20 protein-coding genes are annotated in these 19218 nt (G+C 60.3%); 13 read left to right on the plus strand and 7 right to left on the minus strand.

Annotation, left to right across the window (positions count from 1 at the left end; genetic code table 11):
- Window positions 1–49 precede the first annotated feature (49 nt).
- From choX to ACFOGH_RS14445, 5 genes are all read left to right on the plus strand, one after another.
- Complete coding sequence (gene choX / locus ACFOGH_RS14425) at window positions 50–979, plus strand: choline ABC transporter substrate-binding protein (protein ID WP_380073776.1); 930 nt, start codon at window positions 50–52, stop codon at window positions 977–979.
- A 1-nt stretch (window position 980) separates the two neighbouring features.
- A complete protein-coding gene (locus tag ACFOGH_RS14430) occupies window positions 981–1994 on the plus strand; it encodes an alcohol dehydrogenase catalytic domain-containing protein (RefSeq protein WP_380073777.1) in 1014 nt (337 codons plus the stop codon).
- A 65-nt stretch (window positions 1995–2059) separates the two neighbouring features.
- Window positions 2060–2815: a LamB/YcsF family protein gene (locus ACFOGH_RS14435; RefSeq protein ID WP_380073778.1), complete on the plus strand. Its 756-nt coding sequence runs from the start codon at window positions 2060–2062 to the stop codon at window positions 2813–2815.
- Between the two features lie 3 nt (window positions 2816–2818).
- Window positions 2819–3499, plus strand: a complete 681-nt coding sequence (locus tag ACFOGH_RS14440) for a 5-oxoprolinase subunit B family protein (protein WP_380073779.1) — start codon at window positions 2819–2821, stop codon at window positions 3497–3499.
- Window positions 3496–4440 carry a 5-oxoprolinase subunit C family protein gene (locus ACFOGH_RS14445; protein WP_380073780.1) on the plus strand — a complete coding sequence of 315 codons (945 nt, stop codon included), beginning with the start codon at window positions 3496–3498 and terminating at the stop codon, window positions 4438–4440. Before ACFOGH_RS14440 ends, ACFOGH_RS14445 begins: the two co-directional genes overlap by 4 nt.
- On the opposite strand, the gene gndA is transcribed toward ACFOGH_RS14445, so the two are convergent.
- Window positions 4437–5846 carry an NADP-dependent phosphogluconate dehydrogenase gene (gene gndA / locus ACFOGH_RS14450; protein WP_380073781.1) on the minus strand — a complete coding sequence of 470 codons (1410 nt, stop codon included), beginning with the start codon at window positions 5844–5846 and terminating at the stop codon, window positions 4437–4439. The two genes, ACFOGH_RS14445 and gndA, sit on opposite strands and share 4 nt — an antisense overlap.
- A 191-nt stretch (window positions 5847–6037) precedes the next feature.
- Between gndA and ACFOGH_RS14455 the strand changes: the two genes are divergently transcribed.
- Genes ACFOGH_RS14455 through mutS form a run of 4 tightly spaced genes read left to right on the plus strand, consistent with a single transcriptional unit; the run spans window position 6038 to window position 10272 of the window.
- Window positions 6038–6919 (plus strand): SPFH domain-containing protein, encoded by an 882-nt coding sequence (locus tag ACFOGH_RS14455; RefSeq protein WP_380073782.1) that lies wholly within the window; start codon window positions 6038–6040, stop codon window positions 6917–6919.
- A complete protein-coding gene (locus tag ACFOGH_RS14460) occupies window positions 6920–7186 on the plus strand; it encodes an NfeD family protein (protein ID WP_380073783.1) in 267 nt (88 codons plus the stop codon).
- 9 nt (window positions 7187–7195) lie between these two features.
- Window positions 7196–7606, plus strand: coding sequence for an NUDIX hydrolase (locus ACFOGH_RS14465; RefSeq protein ID WP_380074011.1), 411 nt, complete (start codon window positions 7196–7198; stop codon window positions 7604–7606).
- Window positions 7607–7626: 20 nt separating this feature from the next.
- A complete protein-coding gene (mutS, locus tag ACFOGH_RS14470) occupies window positions 7627–10272 on the plus strand; it encodes a DNA mismatch repair protein MutS (RefSeq protein ID WP_380073784.1) in 2646 nt (881 codons plus the stop codon).
- 58 nt (window positions 10273–10330) lie between these two features.
- Here mutS and ACFOGH_RS14475 read toward each other — a convergent pair whose 3' ends face one another.
- Both ACFOGH_RS14475 and hrcA read right to left on the minus strand, forming a co-directional pair.
- Window positions 10331–10864, minus strand: coding sequence for a nucleotide exchange factor GrpE (locus tag ACFOGH_RS14475; RefSeq protein ID WP_380073785.1), 534 nt, complete (start codon window positions 10862–10864; stop codon window positions 10331–10333).
- Between the two features lie 50 nt (window positions 10865–10914).
- On the minus strand, window positions 10915–11985 hold the full coding sequence (hrcA, locus tag ACFOGH_RS14480) for a heat-inducible transcriptional repressor HrcA (RefSeq protein WP_380073786.1): 1071 nt from the start codon (window positions 11983–11985) through the stop codon (window positions 10915–10917).
- Between the two features lie 143 nt (window positions 11986–12128).
- Between hrcA and rph the strand changes: the two genes are divergently transcribed.
- The 4 genes from rph to hemW are packed head-to-tail and all read left to right on the plus strand — an operon-like array spanning window position 12129 to window position 14987.
- The gene (gene rph / locus ACFOGH_RS14485; protein WP_380073787.1) at window positions 12129–12848 is read left to right on the plus strand and encodes a ribonuclease PH; all 720 of its coding nucleotides are present in this window, start codon (window positions 12129–12131) and stop codon (window positions 12846–12848) included.
- The gene (gene rdgB / locus ACFOGH_RS14490) at window positions 12848–13456 is read left to right on the plus strand and encodes an RdgB/HAM1 family non-canonical purine NTP pyrophosphatase (protein ID WP_380073788.1); all 609 of its coding nucleotides are present in this window, start codon (window positions 12848–12850) and stop codon (window positions 13454–13456) included. Before rph ends, rdgB begins: the two co-directional genes overlap by 1 nt.
- Window positions 13453–13827 carry a RidA family protein gene (locus ACFOGH_RS14495; protein WP_380073789.1) on the plus strand — a complete coding sequence of 125 codons (375 nt, stop codon included), beginning with the start codon at window positions 13453–13455 and terminating at the stop codon, window positions 13825–13827. The genes rdgB and ACFOGH_RS14495 overlap by 4 nt, the downstream gene beginning before the upstream one ends.
- A gap of 2 nt (window positions 13828–13829) precedes the next feature.
- Entirely contained in the window at window positions 13830–14987 is a 1158-nt protein-coding gene (hemW, locus tag ACFOGH_RS14500) for a radical SAM family heme chaperone HemW (protein ID WP_380073790.1), read from the plus strand.
- 12 nt (window positions 14988–14999) lie between these two features.
- On the opposite strand, the gene ACFOGH_RS14505 is transcribed toward hemW, so the two are convergent.
- Genes ACFOGH_RS14505 through mnmG form a run of 4 tightly spaced genes read right to left on the minus strand, consistent with a single transcriptional unit; the run spans window position 15000 to window position 19210 of the window.
- Window positions 15000–15902 carry a ParB/RepB/Spo0J family partition protein gene (locus ACFOGH_RS14505; RefSeq protein ID WP_380073791.1) on the minus strand — a complete coding sequence of 301 codons (903 nt, stop codon included), beginning with the start codon at window positions 15900–15902 and terminating at the stop codon, window positions 15000–15002.
- Window positions 15902–16729: a ParA family protein gene (locus tag ACFOGH_RS14510; RefSeq protein WP_380073792.1), complete on the minus strand. Its 828-nt coding sequence runs from the start codon at window positions 16727–16729 to the stop codon at window positions 15902–15904. Before ACFOGH_RS14510 ends, ACFOGH_RS14505 begins: the two co-directional genes overlap by 1 nt.
- Window positions 16722–17348 (minus strand): 16S rRNA (guanine(527)-N(7))-methyltransferase RsmG, encoded by a 627-nt coding sequence (rsmG, locus tag ACFOGH_RS14515; RefSeq protein WP_380073793.1) that lies wholly within the window; start codon window positions 17346–17348, stop codon window positions 16722–16724. Before rsmG ends, ACFOGH_RS14510 begins: the two co-directional genes overlap by 8 nt.
- Entirely contained in the window at window positions 17345–19210 is a 1866-nt protein-coding gene (gene mnmG, locus ACFOGH_RS14520) for a tRNA uridine-5-carboxymethylaminomethyl(34) synthesis enzyme MnmG (protein WP_380073794.1), read from the minus strand. The genes rsmG and mnmG overlap by 4 nt, the downstream gene beginning before the upstream one ends.
- Window positions 19211–19218 lie beyond the last annotated feature (8 nt).

A 19218-nucleotide genomic window follows, 5' to 3' on the forward strand; every position in this document is an offset into this window, starting at 1 on the left:
CGTATAAATTCGCTGCGCGCAGGTTTGGGGCAGCAATCAGGGGGAAATCATGCGCAAGGTTCTGGCAGGCTTGTTGATCACGGCAATGGCAGCGGGGGCGGCGCAAGCGGGCGAGCCCGAGGCCTGTAAAGCGGTGCGGATGTCAGATCTGGGCTGGACCGATATCGGCCTGACCAATGCCACCGCCGAAACCATCCTGAACGCGCTGGGCTATCAGGTGACGCAGAACCTGCTGAGCCTTGATGTGACCTTCGTGTCGATGCAGCGCGGCGATATTGACGTGTTTCAGGGCAACTGGCGGCCATTTCAGGATGTGCAATACGCCAAGTTCTTCGACGACGGCTCGGTCGAGCGGCTGGGCATGAACCTTGAAGGCGCGAAATATACCCTCGCCGTGCCGAAATATGTCGCCGATGCCGGGGTACATAGTTTCAACGATCTGGCGGCGCATGCCGACAAGTTCGACAAGAAGATTTACGCGATCGAACCGGGATCGAACCAGCCACTCTTGGATATGGTCGCGGCCAACGCGCATGGTCTCGGCGATTGGACCATCGTGGAAAGCTCTGAGGCCGGGATGCTGGCCGAGGTGGAACGCTCGGTCGCGCGCAAGGATTGGATTGCGTTTCTCGGCTGGCAGCCGCATCCGATGAACGTGGTCTATCAGATCGACTATCTCGCCGATGGCGATGCCGAGTTCGGCCCGAATTACGGCGGCGCTTCCGTCTACACCATTGCGCGCAAGGGCTATGCGCAGACCTGCCCGAATGTGTCGAAGTTCTTCAGCCAACTGGCGTTCAACATCGACTATGAAAACACCGGAATGCAGATGATCATGGGAGAGGGCATGGAGTTTCCCGCCGCAGCCACCGCGATGATGGCGAAAAACCCGGCCATGCTCGAGGCTTGGTTGAAGGATGTGACCACCTTTGACGGCCAGCCCGCCTTGCCTGCGGTAAAGGCCGCGCTGGGCCTCTAACATGGCGCTGATGCGAGCGGCGGTGATGAACGGCTTTGGCCAGCCTTTGCGGCTGGTCGATGTGGCCGTACCGGTGCCCGGACCGGGGGAAATCCTGATCCGGCTGGAAGCCAGCGGCGTCTGCCATTCCGATGTGCATATCTGGAAGGGCGATACGCAGGCCCCGGTTGCGCCTGATCCGTTCGTTCTGGGGCATGAAGGCGTGGGCGAGGTTGCCGCCATCGGCGCGGGCGTTGACGGCTGGGCGATTGGCGAGCGTGCCGGGGCGGCTTGGCTGCATGACACCTGCGGGGTTTGCGATGTCTGTCTGGCGGGCGAGGAAAGCTTTTGCGTCGCCCAGCGCGCGCATGGCTTCAACGTGCCGGGGACTTTCGCGGAATATGTGGTGGCGAAGGCAGCGTTTGCGGTGAAGGTTCCGGCAGGCGATGGCCCTGCGCTGGCACCGCTGATGTGCGCGGGCCTGACGGCCTATGGCGCGATAGAGCGGGCCAAGGTCGTGCATGGCGAGACTTGCGCGATCTTTGGCTGCGGCGGTCTGGGCCTGTTCGCCGTGCAACTGGCGGCGCGGCGGGGGGCGACGGTGGTGGCGGTTGATACCGACCCCGCCAAGCTGGAACTGGCGCGGCAAATGGGGGCGGATGCGGTCGAGCTTGCCACCGCGACCCTGCCCGAAACATGGCCAAGCAGCTTGCGCGCGCATGCCACGATCAACTTTGCCCCCACCCCGCGCACCTGGCCCGCGATGCAGGCAGCGACGCGCCCCTTGGGGCGGATCATCGCGGCGGCGATGGTAGCAGAGCCCGTACCGCTTAGTCAGGAATGGCTGACTTGGACGGGCATCACGCTGACCGGCACCAGTGTGGGCACGCGGGCGCAGATGGCGGAGTTGATGGCCTTGCATCGGGCTAACCCGCTGGAAAGTGCGGTTGAAGTCATCCGCCTGCAAGACGCTTCGGACGCGCTGCGGGCGTTGGATGAAGGCCGCGCCAAGATGCGCTACAGCATCGCGTTCTAACCCGGCTTGGAACCGCCCTGCTTTCACGGCTATGCTGCCCAAATGGCGGCAATGAAAGCAAAGCGATGCGCATCGACCTGAATTCTGATCTGGGTGAAGGCTACGGCCCGTGGGTCATGGGCGATGATGCAGCAATGTTGGGGCTGGTCAGCAGCGCCAACATCGCTTGCGGTGGCCATGCCAGCGATCCTGAAACGATGTTTCAGACCCTGCGGCTCGCGGCGCAAAATGGCGTCAGCATCGGTGCGCATCCGGGGTATAGTGATCCCTTGGGCTTTGGTCGCCGGGTGATCCCGATGGCCCCGGCCGAGGTGGGGCGGATGGTGGCGGCGCAGATCGGCAGCTTGCAGGGCGTGGCAGCACTGGCAGGCGCGCGCGTGGCCTATGTCAAACCGCATGGCGCGCTGGCCAATCTGGCGGCGGATGACCGCTCGGTGGCGGATGCGATTGCGCAGGCGGTGAAGGTGGTCTCACCGGATCTGGCGCTGCTGGCGATTTCGGGCACAGCACTGGAGGATGCAGCGCGCGCAGCGGGTATCGCGGTGTTCTCGGAAATCTTCGCCGACCGCGGCTATACGCCTGCGGGCCGTCTGGTGCCGCGCAGCCAACCTGGGGCGATGATCCATGACGCGCAGGCTGCGGTGACGCGGCTGCTGGCCTTCTTTGATACCGGGCTGATGCCGGTTGTGGGGGGTGATCCGATCCCGCTGGCGGCGCAGTCGATCTGCGTGCATGGCGACAGCCCCGGCGCGGTGGCGATGGCGCGCGAAATCCGCAGCCGTCTGACAGCGGCGGGCGTCACCATCGCCGCATTTCTCTAGCGCATGCAGCCCAGCCCCACAGCGCCGATCTTTCGCCCCATCGCCGAGCGCGCGGTGCTGGTCGAGTTCGGCACAGCACTGAACGACGCGGCCCATGCGGCGGTGTTGCGGCTGGATCAGGCGCTGGCCACCACTCCCTGCCCCGGCCTGCGCGAGGCGGTTCCGGCCTTTGTCAATCTGCTGGTGGAGTTCGATCCACTGATCACCGATCACGCCAGCGTCACCGCCCATCTGCGCAACCTGTTGTCGCATAAGACCGCCGCCCGCGCGGTGCCAGCGCTGCGCGAGGTGTTGGTTTGCTATGATGACGCCCCCGATCTGGCTGCGGTGGCGCAGGCGACCGGGCTTGCGCCCGAGGCGGTGATCGCAGCACACCTGTCGGGCGATTACGCTGTCGCGATGTATGGCTTCGCGCCCGGTTACGCCTATCTGTCCGGCGTGCCCACGCCGATCAGACTAGACCGCAAGCCTGCCCCGGTGCGCGATGTGCCCGCTGGATCGGTCATCATCGCGGGCGGGCAATGCCTTGTCACCACGCTGAAAATGCCAACCGGCTGGTGGATCATCGGCAGATCACCCACTCCGATCCTGACCCGCGACCCCGCCCGCCCGTTCCTGTTCGACATCGGCGACATGGTGAGGTTCCGTCGCATCAGCCGCGCGGAATACGAGGCCGCACGATGAGCGATGCGACCGTGACCATCAGCTTCGCCGGACCGCATGTCAGTATTCAGGACGCAGGCCGCCCCGGTCTGATGCGCTATGGCGTGCCCGCCTCTGGCCCGATGGACCGCACCAGCTTTGCGCTGGCCAATGCGGCGCTGGGCAATCCGCCGGGGCATCCGGGGATCGAGGTTTCACTGGGCGGGCTGACGCTGCATTGCGCGGGTGCTGCGGTGACTGTGGCGATTGCGGGCGGTGGGTTCATCGCAGAAATCGGTGGGCGCAGGTTGGGAAGCTGGTGCGTGCTGACGCTGCATCCGGGCGAAAGCCTGACCCTGCGCCCCGGCCCTTGGGGCAGTTGGTGCTACCTTGCCATCGCGGGTGATCTGCGCGCCGAAAGCTGGCTGGGCAGCCGCGCCACGCATGGATCATCCGGGTTTGGCGGTGGCAGGCTGACCAGTGGCCAGCGCCTGACCATCGCCGCGCCAAAGCTGCTGCCACAACGCGAAGGCCCAATCGCCTGCCCGGTCTGGGCCCGGCCACGCCATCTGCTGCGCTGCACCCTTGGCCCACAGGATCGGTTTTTCAGCACCGAAACTCTGGCCCGCTTCACCGAATCCCGGTTTGAAACCACCACCGCCTTTGACCGCATGGGGATGCGGCTGGCTGGCCCCATGATCGCCCCCGAAAACGCGCTGTCTATCCCGTCCGAGCCGATCCTGCGCGGCGCGGTGCAGGTGTCGGGCGATGGGGTGGCGACGGTGCTGCTGTCAGACCACCAGACCACTGGCGGCTATCCGAAAATCGCCACAGTGCTGGGCTGCGATCTGGAGGCTTTCGTGCAATGCCGCCCGCGCGATGCGGTGATGTTTCAAGCCGTGACACCCGCCGAAGCCATTGCGATCACGCGGCAAAACGCCCAGCGCCTTGCCGCTTTCACGGATCGCCTGCGCGGCGTTTAGATGCCGTGTCCAGCCCAAGGGCCATGCTTGTCATCGATGCCATCCACCCGTTCAAAGCCATGCGCGCCGAAGAAATCGCGCTGTGCCTGGATCATGTTGGCGGTCGAGCGCCCGGTGCGCATCATGTCAAACCACGCAAGCCCTGAGGCCAACGCAGGCAGCGGCAGACCACTCAGCGCGCCCGCCGCGATCACTTGACGCAACGCGCCGTGGCTGGCTTTCAGATGATCGGCAAAGAATGGCGCCAGCATCAGATTGCGCGTGGCATCTTCGGTCAGTGCCGTCGCCATGTCGTTCAGCATCGAGGAGCGGATGATGCAGCCCTCACGCCAGACCCGCGCGATTTCGGGCAGCGGCATCGGCCAATCAAACGCGTTGGACGCCGCCGAGATCAGCGCGAAGCCCTGCGCATAGCACAGGATCTTTCCGGCGATCATCGCCTGCTCCAACTGCGCCAGTGTCACATTGGCCCCGGCCTGCGGGGCCGTGCCAAACACCGCCTCGCCCGCCAGACGGTCCTCCAGCCGCGACGACAGATTGCGCGCCATCACGGCGGCCTCAATCGCGGGGATGGTGGCGGCCAAATGCTGCGCTTCGATCACCGTCCAGCGGCCGGTGCCCTTCTGGCCCGCGCGATCAAGGATCATATCCAGCATTGGTTTGCCGGTGTGGGTATCGGTGGCAGCGGAAACTTCGCCGGAAATTTCAATCAGATAGGATTGCAGCGGGCCTTGGTTCCAAGCCTTGAACACATCGGCAATCTCGGCAGCCTGCATGCCCAGACCGTCGCGCATCACGCCGTAAACCTCGGCAATCATTTGCATATCGGCGTATTCGATGCCGTTATGCACCGCTTTGACGAAATGCCCCGCCCCGGCTGGCCCCATATAGGCGGCGCAAGGCTCGCCCTTATACTTTGCGGCAATGGCATTCAGGATCGGGGCGACGCGATCCCAATCGGCACGCAAGCCGCCGCCCATGATCGCCGGACCATGCCGCGCGCCTTCCTCGCCACCCGACACCCCAATGCCAAGGAAGTGCGGACCCTTTTCGGCTGCCTCCGCCGCGCGGCGGTCGGTGTCATGAAACAGCGCATTACCAGCATCAATGATCAGATCATCCGCCGCCATCAACGGACGCAAATCGGTGATCATATCATCCACCGCCTGCCCTGCCGGCACCATCAGAATGATCGCGCGCGGCGGTTTGATCGCGGCGACCAGATCGGCCAACGTCTCACACGGCGTCACCTTGTCGGCCAATGCACCAGCCTCGGCCTTAAAGCCATGCGTCACAGAAACCGTGCGATTCCACACGGCGATTGGAAAGCCCTTCTCGGCGATGTTCAGGGCCAGCATGGCCCCCATGGTGCCAAGGCCGATCAGGCCGATTTGCGATTGAGTCATGGTTTCGGTCCTCTAACGCTGTTTTGCGGATGGCGCTCTGGCTGATACCTATGTGAGCGATAACACAAGCCAAGGTCAAACCGAAAGGTATCCCGCCGTATACCAACCCGTGCGGTTGCGAAATACCCGGAAAACAGGCACCTTGTAACAGGGGGCCTTACCCCCATTTGATTTGAGACAGGAGATTTTTTATGGATCCGAACCAATTCATCGGCAGTGGTGCAGTTTTTGCCGCCATCGCGCTGTTCATCATCGTGGCCCTGTTCAAGGCTATCCGCATCGTGCCGCAATCCGAGAAATATGTCGTCGAACGCCTGGGCCGTTTGCGCTCGGTGCTTGGGCCGGGGATCAACTTTACTGTGCCGTTTCTGGACCGTGTCGCGCATAAGGTTTCCATTCTGGAGCGCCAGTTGCCGACCGCGCATCAGGACGCCATCACCACCGATAACGTGTTGGTCAAGGTGGAGACGAGCGTGTTTTACCGGGTGATCGCGCCGGAAAAGACCGTGTATCGCATCAAAGATGTCGACAGCGCCATTGCCACCACGGTCGCCGGGATCGTCCGGTCGGAGATCGGCAAGATGGAGTTGGATCAGGTGCAATCCAACCGCAACGAATTGACCGCAAACATCCGCGAACATGTGCGCGCGATGGTGGAAGATTGGGGCATCGAGGTGACGCGGGCCGAGATTCTGGATGTGTCGCTGGATGAGGCCACCCGCCACGCCATGATGCAGCAGTTGAACGCTGAACGCGCGCGCCGCGCGCAGGTGACGGAAGCCGAGGGCAAGAAGCGCGCCGTCGAGCTGAACGCCGATGCCGAGCTTTACGCCGCCGAGCAGGAATCCAAGGCCCGCCGCGTGCTTGCCGATGCCGAGGCCTATGCCACCAGCACCATCGCCGAAGCGATCAAGGAAAACGGTATCGAGGCGGCGCAGTATCAGGTGGCGCTGAAGCAGGTCGAAGCGCTGACGACGGTGGGTCAGGGATCTGGCAAGCAGATGATCATCGTGCCAGCGCAGGCTTTGGACGCCTTTGGGGATGCGTTCAAGATGTTGAAAGGGCGTAGCTGAATGTGGGATGTGTGGTGGGTCTGGATCGCGGGCGGCTTTGCCTTGGGCGTGGCCGAGGTGCTGTTGCCCGGCTTTATTTTCTTGGGCTTTGCGGCGGGCGCGGTGCTGACCGGTGTGCTTTTGGGCATCGGTCTGTCGGTCAGCCTTCCGCTGACGCTGCTGGTCTTTGCGCTGCTGTCGCTGGCCTCATGGATCGCGCTGCGTGCCACGGTTGGGGTGAAAACCGGGCAGGTCAAGCTGTGGGACAAAGACATCAATGACAACTGACGCGCGGTGATGGATTTTGTCGGCTGCAAGGCGGCGCTGCTCTGTGGTGACACCTTGCTGACCTATCTGCGCGACGACAAACCGGGCCTGCCATGGCCCGGCCATTGGGATCTGCCCGGCGGCGGTCGCGAGGGGGCCGAGACGCCGGAAGACTGCCTGCTGCGCGAGTTGCATGAGGAGTTCGGGCTGATCCTGCCGCCCGACCGTTTGGTGTTTCGTCGGGTCTGGCCCAGCATGATGGACAGCGCCCGCGCCTCGTTGTTTTTCGCAGGGCGCATCACCCCTGCCGAAATCAACGCGATCTGCTTTGGCGACGAAGGCCAGTATTGGCAGATGATGGCTGTTGCGGACTATCTTACGCACCCTTTGGCGGTGCCTGCCTTGCAGGCCCGTGTTGCTGATGCCCTGACGGTTTTGTAGGGTAACGGGCGATCAGGGGGATGAATGTGAGCGACGACAGCGTAACGCCGATGATGGCGCAGTATCTTGAGATCAAGGCACAAAACCCCGGCGCCTTGCTGTTCTATCGCTTGGGCGATTTCTACGAGATGTTCTTTGACGATGCCGTGGCGGCTGCGGAGGCTTTGGACATCACCCTGACCCAGCGCGGCTTTCACAACGGGAAGCCGATTGCCTTGTGCGGCGTGCCCTATCATGCCGCCGAGGGCTATCTGTTGACGCTGATCCGCAAGGGCTTTCGCGTGGCGATTGCCGAGCAGATGGAAGACCCCGCCGAGGCGAAAAAACGCGGCAGCAAATCGGTAGTGAAGCGCGACGTTGTGCGGCTGGTCACGCCGGGGACTTTGACCGAGGATTCGCTGCTTGAAGCGCGGCGGCACAACTATCTGGTCGCCTTCGCCGATGTGCGCGAGGACAGCGCCTTGGCTTGGGTCGATATCTCGACCGGCGAGTTGCGGGTGATGCCCTGCCCAGAGGTGCGTCTGGGGCCGGAGCTGGCGCGGCTGGCCCCGCGTGAAGTGCTGGTGTCGGAAGCGCGTGAGCGCGATTTGGCTTTGTTAGTGACCGAATCCGGGGCCGCACTGACCGCCCTGTCGCGCGGTAGTTTTGATTCCACTAGCGCCGAGCAACGGCTGTGCAAGCTGTGGAATGTCGGCTCGCTGGCGGCGTTTGGCAACTTTGGCCGCGCCGAAGTGGCTGCGATGGGCGGTCTGGTTGATTACCTTGACCTCACGCAGCGTGGCAAACTGCCGCTGTTGCGCCCGCCCCTGCGTGAAAGTGCCAATGGTGCAATGCAGATTGATGCCTCGACACGGCGCAATCTGGAAATCACTCAGGCACTGTCAGGCGGGCGCGACGGATCGTTGCTGGCGGCCGTGGACCGCACGGCGACGGCGGCCGGGGCTCGGCTGTTGGAGCGGCGTTTGTCCAGCCCGTCACGCGATCTGGGCGTGATCCATCACCGACTGGAAGCGGTGCGGTTTCTGCTGGAACAGAGCCGTTTGCGCGAGGATTTACGCGCCGATCTGCGCCGAGTGCCGGATATGGACCGCGCACTATCGCGGCTGGCTTTGGACCGGGGCGGGCCGCGCGATCTGGCAGCGATCCGGGCGGGTTTGAAGCAGGCAGAGCGGATCGCCGCCCGGATGCAGGCGGTGCCACCGTTGCTAGCAGATGCGGCCCAGACTTTGGTCGGGCATGGCGCGCTGATTGATCTGCTGGATGATGCGCTGATCGCGGAACCGCCGCTGCTGGCGCGCGATGGCGGCTATATCGCTGCGGGTTTCGACACCGATCTGGACGAAACCCGCCGTCTGCGCGACGAGGGGCGCGGCGTGATTGCGCAGATGCAGGCGGAATATATCGCGCTGTCCGGGGTTCAAAGCCTGAAGATCAAGCACAACAATGTGTTGGGGTATTTCATCGAAACCACCACGCTGCACGCCGAAAAGATGTTTGCCGCACCGCTGTCGGAGACCTTCATTCACCGCCAGACCACCGCCAATCAGGTGCGCTTTACCACGCTGCCACTGAACGAGATTGAGACCAAGATCCTGAATGCGGGCAACCGCGCTTTGGAGATCGAAAAACGTCACTATGAGGCGCTTCGCGCCGCAATTCTGGAACAATCCGGTCCGATTGGGGCAGCGGCGCGCGGGCTTGCCGAGATCGACCTGAGCGGGGCTTTTGCCGATCTAGCTGCTGCGGAAAACTGGGTAGAGCCGCGCGTCGATGACAGCCGCGCCTTCATGGTGACTGGCGGGCGGCATCCGGTGGTAGAGCGTGCGCTGAAAAAGCAGGGCGGTGGCGCGTTTGTCGCCAATGACTGCGCGCTGACCGAACAGACGACACCCGCGATCTGGCTTTTGACCGGGCCGAACATGGCGGGTAAATCGACGTTTCTGCGGCAAAACGCCCTGATTGCCCTGCTGGCGCAGGCGGGCAGCTTCGTGCCTGCGGCTTCGGCGCATATCGGGTTGGTCAGCCAGTTGTTCAGCCGGGTTGGTGCTTCGGACGATCTGGCGCGCGGGCGGTCGACTTTCATGGTCGAGATGGTGGAGACGGCGGCGATCCTCAATCAGGCCGATGACCGGGCCTTGGTTATTCTGGATGAGATTGGCCGCGGTACCGCGACCTATGACGGATTGTCGATTGCCTGGGCGACGATGGAGCATCTGCACGAGACCAACCGTTGCAGGGCGCTGTTCGCCACGCATTACCATGAAATGACGGCCCTTTCCGCCAAACTGGAAGGGGTCGAGAACGCCACTGTCACCGTAAAGGAATGGGACGGCGAGGTGATTTTCCTGCACGAGGTCAAGAAAGGTGCTGCGGACCGCTCTTATGGCGTGCAGGTGGCGCGGCTGGCGGGTCTGCCTGCCACGGTGATCGAGCGCGCGAAGGTGGTGCTGGAGGCGTTGGAATCGGGCGAGCGCGAGGGGGGATCGCGGCAAAAGGCGCTGATCGACGATCTGCCGCTGTTCCGGGCGATGCCTGCACCCGCGCCTAAAGCGGTCGCGAAGGACTCAAAGGTAGTGGCCGCGCTGAAAGATGTGCTGCCGGACGAGCTGACGCCGATCGAGGCGCTGCGCTTGGTCTATACGTTGAAAGACTTGCTAAAGGCCTAAGGATAGGGTGCTGGTGGAGGACCGGAGGGTGTAGCACCCTCCGGGATTTGCCAAGCAATCAGCCTTGGGTGTTCGACGACACGCCAACCTGCGCCGGACGCAACAGGCGGTCGTGCAGCATGAAGCCGACGCCCATCACCTGAATGATCTGGCCGGCTTTGGTGCCGGGCAGCGGCGCTTCGAACATAGCCTGATGCAGTTGCGGGTCGAACACCTCGCCAACTGCGGGGTTGATTTCATCAACGCCGTGCTTTTTCAGCACATTGGTCAGCTCGCGCAGCGTCAGTTCCAGACCTTCGATCAAAGCCCCGGCCTGCGCGCGGGTGTGGTCGTTGGCCGCATCCAGTGCGCGTTTGAGGTTATCATAGACAGGCAGCATGTCGCGGGCGAGTTTCGAGCCGCCATATTGCTCGGCCTCGCGGCGATCGCGTTCACCGCGCTTGCGGGCATTTTCGGCATCGGCCAGCGCCCGCATGAAGCGGTCGCGCATGTCATCACGCTCGGCGCGCAGGGCGTCGAGTTCTTCGGTTGCGATGAAATCTTCGAGGCCTTCGATATCTTCAGCCTCGGGGGCGGTGTTTTCCTGCGCCATCGTCTATCCTTACATTCCATGCGGCCATGGGCCGTTCCGCTTTGGCTGCTCTAGCCCGAACCGCGTTCGGACAAAAGCCTGCCGACCAATTGTGCGGTGTAATCGACAATCGGAACGATGCGGCCATAGTTCAGCCGGGTTGGTCCGATCACGCCCACTGCGCCAATGATCTTTCGATCAGCGTTCATATAGGGAGAGACCACCAGAGAGGAACCCGAAAGTGAGAAGAGTTTGTTCTCGGAGCCAATAAAAATGCGCACTCCGGCGCCAGTTTCGGCCAGTTCGAGGAAATCGGCGATATCGCGCTTGCGTTCCAGATCATCGAACAGCACGCGGATGCGGTCAATGTCCTGGGATTCGGCGGCGGTTTCGATCAGATTGGAGCGCCCGCGCACGATCAGGCGTTCGGCATGTTCATCGGAGTTGTCCCATAGGGCGATGCCGCTTTCGACTAGTGCGCGGGCCAGCGAATCAATTTCCTGCCGACGCTTGGCGATATCCTGCGCGATGCTGCGGCGCAGTTCGGACAGGGTTTTGCCCTCGGCCAATGCGTTCAGAAAATTGGCAGCCTCGCGCATCGAGGAGGGGGTCTGGCCGGGTGGTGGGGTGAAAATTCGGTTTTCGACATGGCCATTGGCAAAGACGAGCACCACCAGCGCACGTTCGGCGGCTAGGCTGACGAATTCGATATGCCGGATCGGCGCTTCGGCTTTGGGGGCCAGCACCACGGATGCGCCTTTGGTGATGCCGGACAGGGTGCCGCCGATATGGTCAAGCAGGCTGGTGATGTCGGGTTCGTTGCTGGTAGAGGCGGTGTCGATCAGGTGGCGGTCTTCGGCAGCGACGGTGCCGACTTCGAGCAGGCCATCGACGAACATGCGCAGGCCGAGTTGGGTGGGGATGCGGCCGGCGGAGATATGCGGGCTGTCGAGTAGGCCGAGGAATTCGAGATCCTGCATGACGTTGCGGATGGTCGCGGCAGACAGCCGCTCGGACATGCTGCGGGTCAGGGTACGGGACCCCACCGGGTCGCCTGACGCCAGATAGCCTTCGACGACGCGGCGAAACACCTCGCGCGAGCGGTCATTCATCTCTGTCAGGATCTTGCTGCCGTCGGTCATGATGTGGTTCTCAGATAGGCCGGTTCGGGGAAGTGTCCAAGGGCTATATCCTTTCATTAAGGAGGCTCTGGCGCGAACGTCAATGAGGGTTGCATCAGGAGTGTACGCGGGACTATCTGGAGCAAAGCGAAAAGGATGATGCGATGCGCCCCTCTGGTCGGAAATTGAACGAAATGCGCCCGGTTTCGATGGAAATCGGCGTGATGAAGCACGCGGAAGGCTCTTGTCTGATCAAGATGGGCGAGACGCATGTTCTTTGCTCGGCCACGATTGAGGATAAAGCGCCGCCATTTCTGAAGAACACCGGATTGGGCTGGGTGACGGCAGAATATGGCATGTTGCCGCGCGCGACCAATTCGCGGGTGCGGCGCGAGGCAGCTGCTGGCAAACAATCTGGCAGAACGCAAGAAATTCAACGTCTTATCGGGCGGGCATTGCGGGCGGGGGTTGATCGCTCGGCATTGGGTGAACGGCAGATCGTGATTGACTGTGATGTGATACAGGCCGATGGCGGCACGCGATGCGCTTCGATCACTGGCGGCTGGGTGGCGCTGCGCTTAGCAATGAACAAGCTGTTGAAGGCTGGTGTTATCGTCAGTGATCCGATGATGGATCATGTGGCTGCGGTGTCTTGCGGGATTTATGCGGGGCAGCCGGTGCTGGATCTGGATTATCCTGAGGATTCATCGGCGGGGACAGATGGCAATTTCATCATGACTGGACGCGGTCGCATGATCGAAGTGCAAATGTCGGCGGAGGGGGCGACATTCTCGCGCGCGGAAATGGGCGAGTTGTTGGACCTGGCTGAGACGGGTGTTGCAGGGCTGGTTGCAGCACAGAAGGCGGCGCTGGGGATCGCGTGATGCGCAAATTTTCAGGTGAGCGGTTATTGGTGGCAACGCATAATCGTGGCAAGCTGGAGGAGATTGCCAAGCTGTTGGAGCCGTTTGGTATTTCGGTGATTTCAGCCGGTGATCTGGGCTTGCCGGAGCCTGCCGAGACCGACGACTCTTTCGTCGGCAACGCCCGCATCAAGGCCCATGCGGCGGCGCAGGCTACGGGATTGCCCGCGCTTTCAGATGATTCCGGGATTACGGTTGACGCTTTGGGTGGGGCGCCGGGGGTTTATACTGCGGATTGGGCGGAAACACCGCAGGGACGCGATTTTGTCATGGCGATGACGAAAACATGGGACAAGTTGGAAGCTGTATCTGCCCCGCAGCCACGTCTGGCCCAATTTCGCTGCACCTTGGTGATGGCTTGGCCGGATGGTCATGACGAGGTGTTCGAGGGTGTGATGGCTGGGCAGATAGTCTGGCCGATGCGGGGCGATCAGGGCCACGGCTACGACCCAATATTTCAACCCTTGGGCAGCGATCAGACCTTTGGTGAAATGGATCGTTGGCAGAAAAATCAGATCAGTCACCGGGCTGATGCGTTTCGCAAGCTTGTAGAAGGATGTTTCACGTGAAACAAATCTCCACCGGGTCGCCGTTTGAAGCGACAATGGGATATAGCCGCGCGATCGTGAAGGGGGGCTGGTGCTTTGTCTCCGGCGTAACCGGCTATGACTATGCAACGATGCAGATGCCGGATGGCATTGCCGAACAGGCGAGGAATTGCTTTGCGACCATTGCTGCGGTTTTGGCCGAGGCTGGTTTTGAAATGTCGGATATTGTCCGAGTGCAGTACACAGTCGTTTCCGCGGATATGGTGGAGGCCTTGGTGCCAGCACTAGGGGAAGCACTGGGGAAGATCAGGCCGGCGGCGACGATGGTGATTGCTGGACTGATCCGGCCTGAGATGAAGGTTGAAATCGAAGTCACCGCGTTCAAGGGCTAGTGATGGAAGACTGGCAACATGGCGGCTTTGGCCTGTATCTGCACTGGCCCTATTGCGAGTCTAAATGCCCCTATTGCGATTTTAACAGCCACGTTGCGGCCAAGATCGACCAGAAGCAGTGGCAAAGCGCTTATCTGTCGGAAATTGACCGGATGGGCGCGCAGACGCCCGGACGGATTCTGAACTCGGTTTATTTCGGTGGCGGGACCCCTTCGCTGATGGAGCCTGAGCTGGTCGCAGCTGTAATCGAACGCATTCGCGCCACCTGGCCGATGTCCAACGACCCTGAAATTACGCTGGAGGCCAACCCAGGATCGGTCGAGGTCGGACGTTTTCGCGGCTTTCAACAGGCCGGCGTGACGCGGGTATCGATGGGCATACAGGCCATGAACGACGAGGATCTGCGCAAGCTTGGACGCAAACACAGCGCAGAAGATGCCCGGAAAGCGTTTGACGTCGCGCGCAGTTGTTTTGATCGCGTGAGCTTTGATTTGATCTATGCGCGACAAGATCAATCCTTGGAGGATTGGCGCAGCGAGCTTGGTAAAGCCTTGGATCTTGCAATTGACCACCTGTCGCTTTACCAACTAACCATCGAGGACGGCACGGCCTTTGCAGATCGCTTCGCCAAGGGTGGACTACGCGGATTGCCGACCGAGGATCTATCGGCCGAAATGTTTGAGCTAACGCAAGAGCTTTGCGACACCGCAGGTCTGCCCGCATATGAAGTGTCAAATCATGCGAGGGTTGGGGCGGAATCGCGGCACAATCTGATCTATTGGCGGGGCGGGGACTATGTTGGAATAGGTCCGGGCGCACATGGCCGTATGTCATTGAATGGCGCGAGATGGGCGACAGAAGCGCCGAAATCTCCGGCTCTGTGGCTTGAAATGGTCAAGGCCGGTACGGCGCCAGAGCTGCTACGCAGCGCACTGAATGCCGAAGAGCGCGGTCTTGAATATCTTTTGATGTCATTGCGCCTTACAGAGGGGCTTGATCTTGGCCGCTACTCTGAAATTTCTGGCGTCGAACTCAACGGTGAAAAGATCAGGTCCCTGACAGACATGGGCATGCTCACGCAGTCAAACACACATCTTCGCACCACCGCTGCCGGCCGCATGGTTTTAAACGCAGTTCTGCGCGAACTGGCTACCGCCTAGGCAGAGAAGCGTTCAGAATTCCGCATCTCGCGGAATCACCGACAGCACACGGCACAGCAAATCAAGCTGATCGAGAGAGCGATAGTTGATCGTCAGCTTGCCGCCCTCCCCGCCCGGCAGGTGATCAATCTGCACCGACATATGGAGATTGGCAGAAAGATCAGATTCCAAAGCACGCGTATCAGCATCTTTCTCTTCGCGCCGGCGCAGCGCCCGGCGCTTTGCCGGATCGACGGCGGATTTCCGCACCAATTCCTCGGTATCCCGCACGGAAAGGCCGCGGCCAACCACCTGCAAGGCAAGCTGCGTTGCATTCCCACTGGTGATCAAAGCACGTGCATGCCCTGCAGACAAAGTGCCCGACTTGACCATCTGCTGAACGTCATCTGGCAGGGACAATAACCGCAGCAAGTTAGCGATGTGGCTGCGACTGCGCGACAGGGCTTCAGCGATCTTTTCTTGAGTATGGCCGAATCGATCCATCAGCTGCCGATAGGCCAATGCCTCTTCGATTGAATTCAACTCAGCGCGTTGAATGTTTTCAATGATAGCGATCTCAAGCACTTCAGAGTCGCTGAACTCTCGTACAATCACTGGCAATTCATGCAGTTGCGCGATCTGCGCTGCCCGCCAGCGCCGCTCGCCAGCGACAATTTCGTACACATCCTGATCAGGTTTTCTGCGGACAATCAGGGGCTGGATCACACCTTTCTGTCGCAGAGAATCAGCAAGGTCCTTTAAGGCATCCGGCTGAAAGTCTCGCCGGGGCTGATCGGGGTTCGGCACTATCTTTTCAACAGGAAGCATAAGATCACCGCGCCGGACCTCTGCTGCAGCCGGAACATCAAGATTGACGTCTGCCATCAACGCGGACAAGCCGCGACCCAAACCGCGGCGGTCAAATTTCTTTTCCATCAGACGATCTCCTGCTTAAAGCGCGTGCGCAGCGGATGCCGCTGCAAAATCTCGGTTCCAAGGGCACGATAAGCCTCAGCGCCTTTCGATGCGCTGTCATAACTCAATACCGGTTGCGCATAGGAGGGCGCCTCGCTGAGACGCACATTGCGGGGAATCATGGTTTTGAACACCAGATCGCCCAAAGTCGCGCGCGCATCCTGTTCGACATGCTGTGACAATCTGTTGCGGCCGTCCATCATCGTTAAGACGACGCCTTCGATGCGCAGCCCCGGATTTGCGCTTCGACGCACCTCGCGTATCGTCAACATCAACTGTGACAAGCCTTCCAACGCAAAGAATTCTGCCTGAAGCGGCACTAGAACGGCGTGGCTGGCCACCATCGCATTGATTGTCAGCAAACTAAGCGATGGCGGGCAATCAATCAGGATAAAGTCAAGATCCAGGTGGTTCACGCGCGGCTCTCGCAGAGCGTCATGGAGGAGAAAGCTGCGTTTTTCGTTTGAAACCAGCTGGATGTCGGCAGAAGAAAGATCAGCGCTTGAAGGGCATAACAACAGGCCAGAAAACTCTGTACTGACCACAACTTCCACGAGCGGCGCTTCATCAAGCAGCAAATCATACGTAGTCTTCTCGCGTTCACCCGGTGCGAACCCCAGACCAGTGGACGCGTTGCCTTGCGGGTCAAGATCGACCAACAATACCCGCGCGCCCAGTTCGACCAACGCTGCGGCAAGGTTAATGGCAGTTGTTGTCTTTCCAACACCACCCTTCTGGTTTGAGATCGACAAAATGCGCGGTCCGTCCGCACCGACAAGATCATGCACGGTGGATGTCCCTTATCGTCAATACGGCTGCATCAGCGTCGGTCCTGCTCTGTGACGACTCGCACTTAAAGGACCATGTCTTGCGCGCGTCATCGATTTCGTGCGTCGCAGCCGCACCTTTTGGAAAAATCGCAATACCGCTCGGTTTCAAATGCCGATGCGCAAAGCCGCACAGTAGTGACAAGGGCGCCAGTGCTCTAGCCGTCAAAACATCTGCATTTTGCGGCGCAAGATTTTCGATACGATGTGAAAGGACCACAACTGGCAAACTCAAAACACGAGCAGATTCTGCTAGGAACACAGCTTTGCGGCTGTCGGATTCAACCAATGTAAAGGTCACATCTGGGCGAAGCTCTTTCGCGAGTATTGCGAGAACAATTCCTGGAAAACCCCCACCACTTCCCAGATCACACCAAGCAGCGCCCCCTTCGGGAGATTTGAAAAAAAGCTGCGCAGAATCAATAACATGCCTCTGCCAAAGATCAGCTATTCCAGCCCTCGACACCAAATTTATGACCGGATTCCATTTCTCAACTAAGTCACAAAAATCAAAAAGCTGCGCGAGTGTTTCACGTGAAACATTTAGCCAGCCTGGAACTTCAACAGCCTCTCGATTCATTGGCCCGCCACCACACGTCGCGCTTTGCGAAGGTGGGCCAAAATCAAGGTGAGCGCTGCCGGGGTCATGCCTTCGATCCGCGCCGCTTGCGCCAGATTTGCAGGTCGAATTCGCGACAGCTTTGCGCCCAATTCTGTCGACAGCCCCGGCAGACCAGCATACAAGAAATCGCTTGGAATTTCAGCAGCCTCCTCGCGCTTTACGCTTGCGATCTCTTGCTGCTGGCGGTCGATGTACTGAGCGTAGAGACAATCCGTTGCCGTTTGCTGCTGAATCTCTGGAGCAAAAGTGGCAAAGTCTGGCACCAGTTCGATGATTTTTTCAGGTGTGACTTCAGGCAACGCCATAAGAGCCTGCGCTGTGCGCTTCGCACCGTCTTGGCTGAGCACAATGCCAACCTTCCGAAGCTCAGACGGCGAAAATGATTGATTCTGCAGCATCTCTGTCGCTTTGATCAGTTTTTCACGCTTCTGTAGAAAAGCGATCCTCCGACCTTCTCGCACACAGCCCAGTTTCATCGCCATCGGTGTCAGTCGTTGATCCGCGTTGTCCGCACGCAACGTCAATCGGTATTCAGCGCGTGACGTGAACATTCGATAAGGCTCGGTAACGCCGCGCGTCGTCAAATCATCAATCATCACACCAATATAGCTATCAGCACGGCTGAAAACCACCCGTTCCTTGCCCAGCGCAAGCGCTGCGGCATTCAAACCAGCAAGCATGCCTTGCGCTGCAGCCTCTTCGTAACCAGTCGTACCATTGATTTGGCCGGCCAGGAACAATCCCGGCATCGCTTTGAGCTGCAACGACAGGTCAAGCGCCCTAGGGTCAAAGTAGTCATACTCAATGGCATAGCCAGCCTGTAGGATCCGCACATTCTCCAGCCCAACGATTGAACGCACGTAGGCTTCCTGAACTTCAAGGGGTAGCGATGTGGAAATGCCATTGGGATAGACCGTATCATCATCAAGCCCCTCAGGCTCCAGAAACACCTGATGCGATGACTTATCGGCAAAGCGGACAATCTTGTCTTCAATCGAGGGGCAATAGCGTGGCCCGATGCCCTCGATATGGCCGCCATACATCGCGGATCTGTCCAGATTGCTTCGGACAATCTCATGCGTCTTCTCGTTTGTATGGGTGATGCCGCAGGCAATCTGCCTGACCTGCGGATGCCGATTCAAGAACGAAAATACCACCGGCTCGTCGTCACCAGGCTGCGTCTCCAACACAGACCAGTTGATGGTTGTGCCATCCAGCCGAGGTGGTGTCCCGGTCTTCAAACGTCCACGCGCCAATCCCAAATCTGCCAATTGCTCGGCCAACAAAACTGACGGTCGATCGCCAACACGCCCCCCTGGCTGCCGCTGGCCACCGACATGCATAACGCCATTTAAAAATGTGCCGACCGTCAAAACGACGGCATTCGCCACAATATCACTCGAATCAGCCAGAGTGACGCCTGTCACTTGGCCTTCATGCTGCTTCAAGGCGACGACTTCGCCCTCAACGATCGTCAGATTTTCCTCGGCTTTCAGAATATCCAGAATAGCCGCTCGGTAAAGTTTGCGATCAGCCTGCGCGCGCGGTCCCTGCACAGCCGGTCCTTTGCGCCGATTAAGCAGCCGATACTGAATCGCAGCCTGATCGGCCGCCAAACCCATGATACCATCCATGGCATCAATCTCGCGTACAAGATGGCCTTTGCCCAAACCACCAATGGCCGGATTGCACGACATCACGCCAATCCCATCCCGGCGCAGTGAAATCAGCGCAGTCCGCGCGCCCATACGCGCCGAAGCGGCCGCCGCCTCGGCACCGGCATGGCCCCCGCCAATCACAATCACATCAAAATGTTTCACGTGAAACA

The sequence above is a fragment of the Cypionkella sinensis genome (genome assembly GCF_042646385.1).
In the GTDB taxonomy this organism is placed as follows: Bacteria; Pseudomonadota; Alphaproteobacteria; order Rhodobacterales; family Rhodobacteraceae; genus Cypionkella; species Cypionkella sinensis.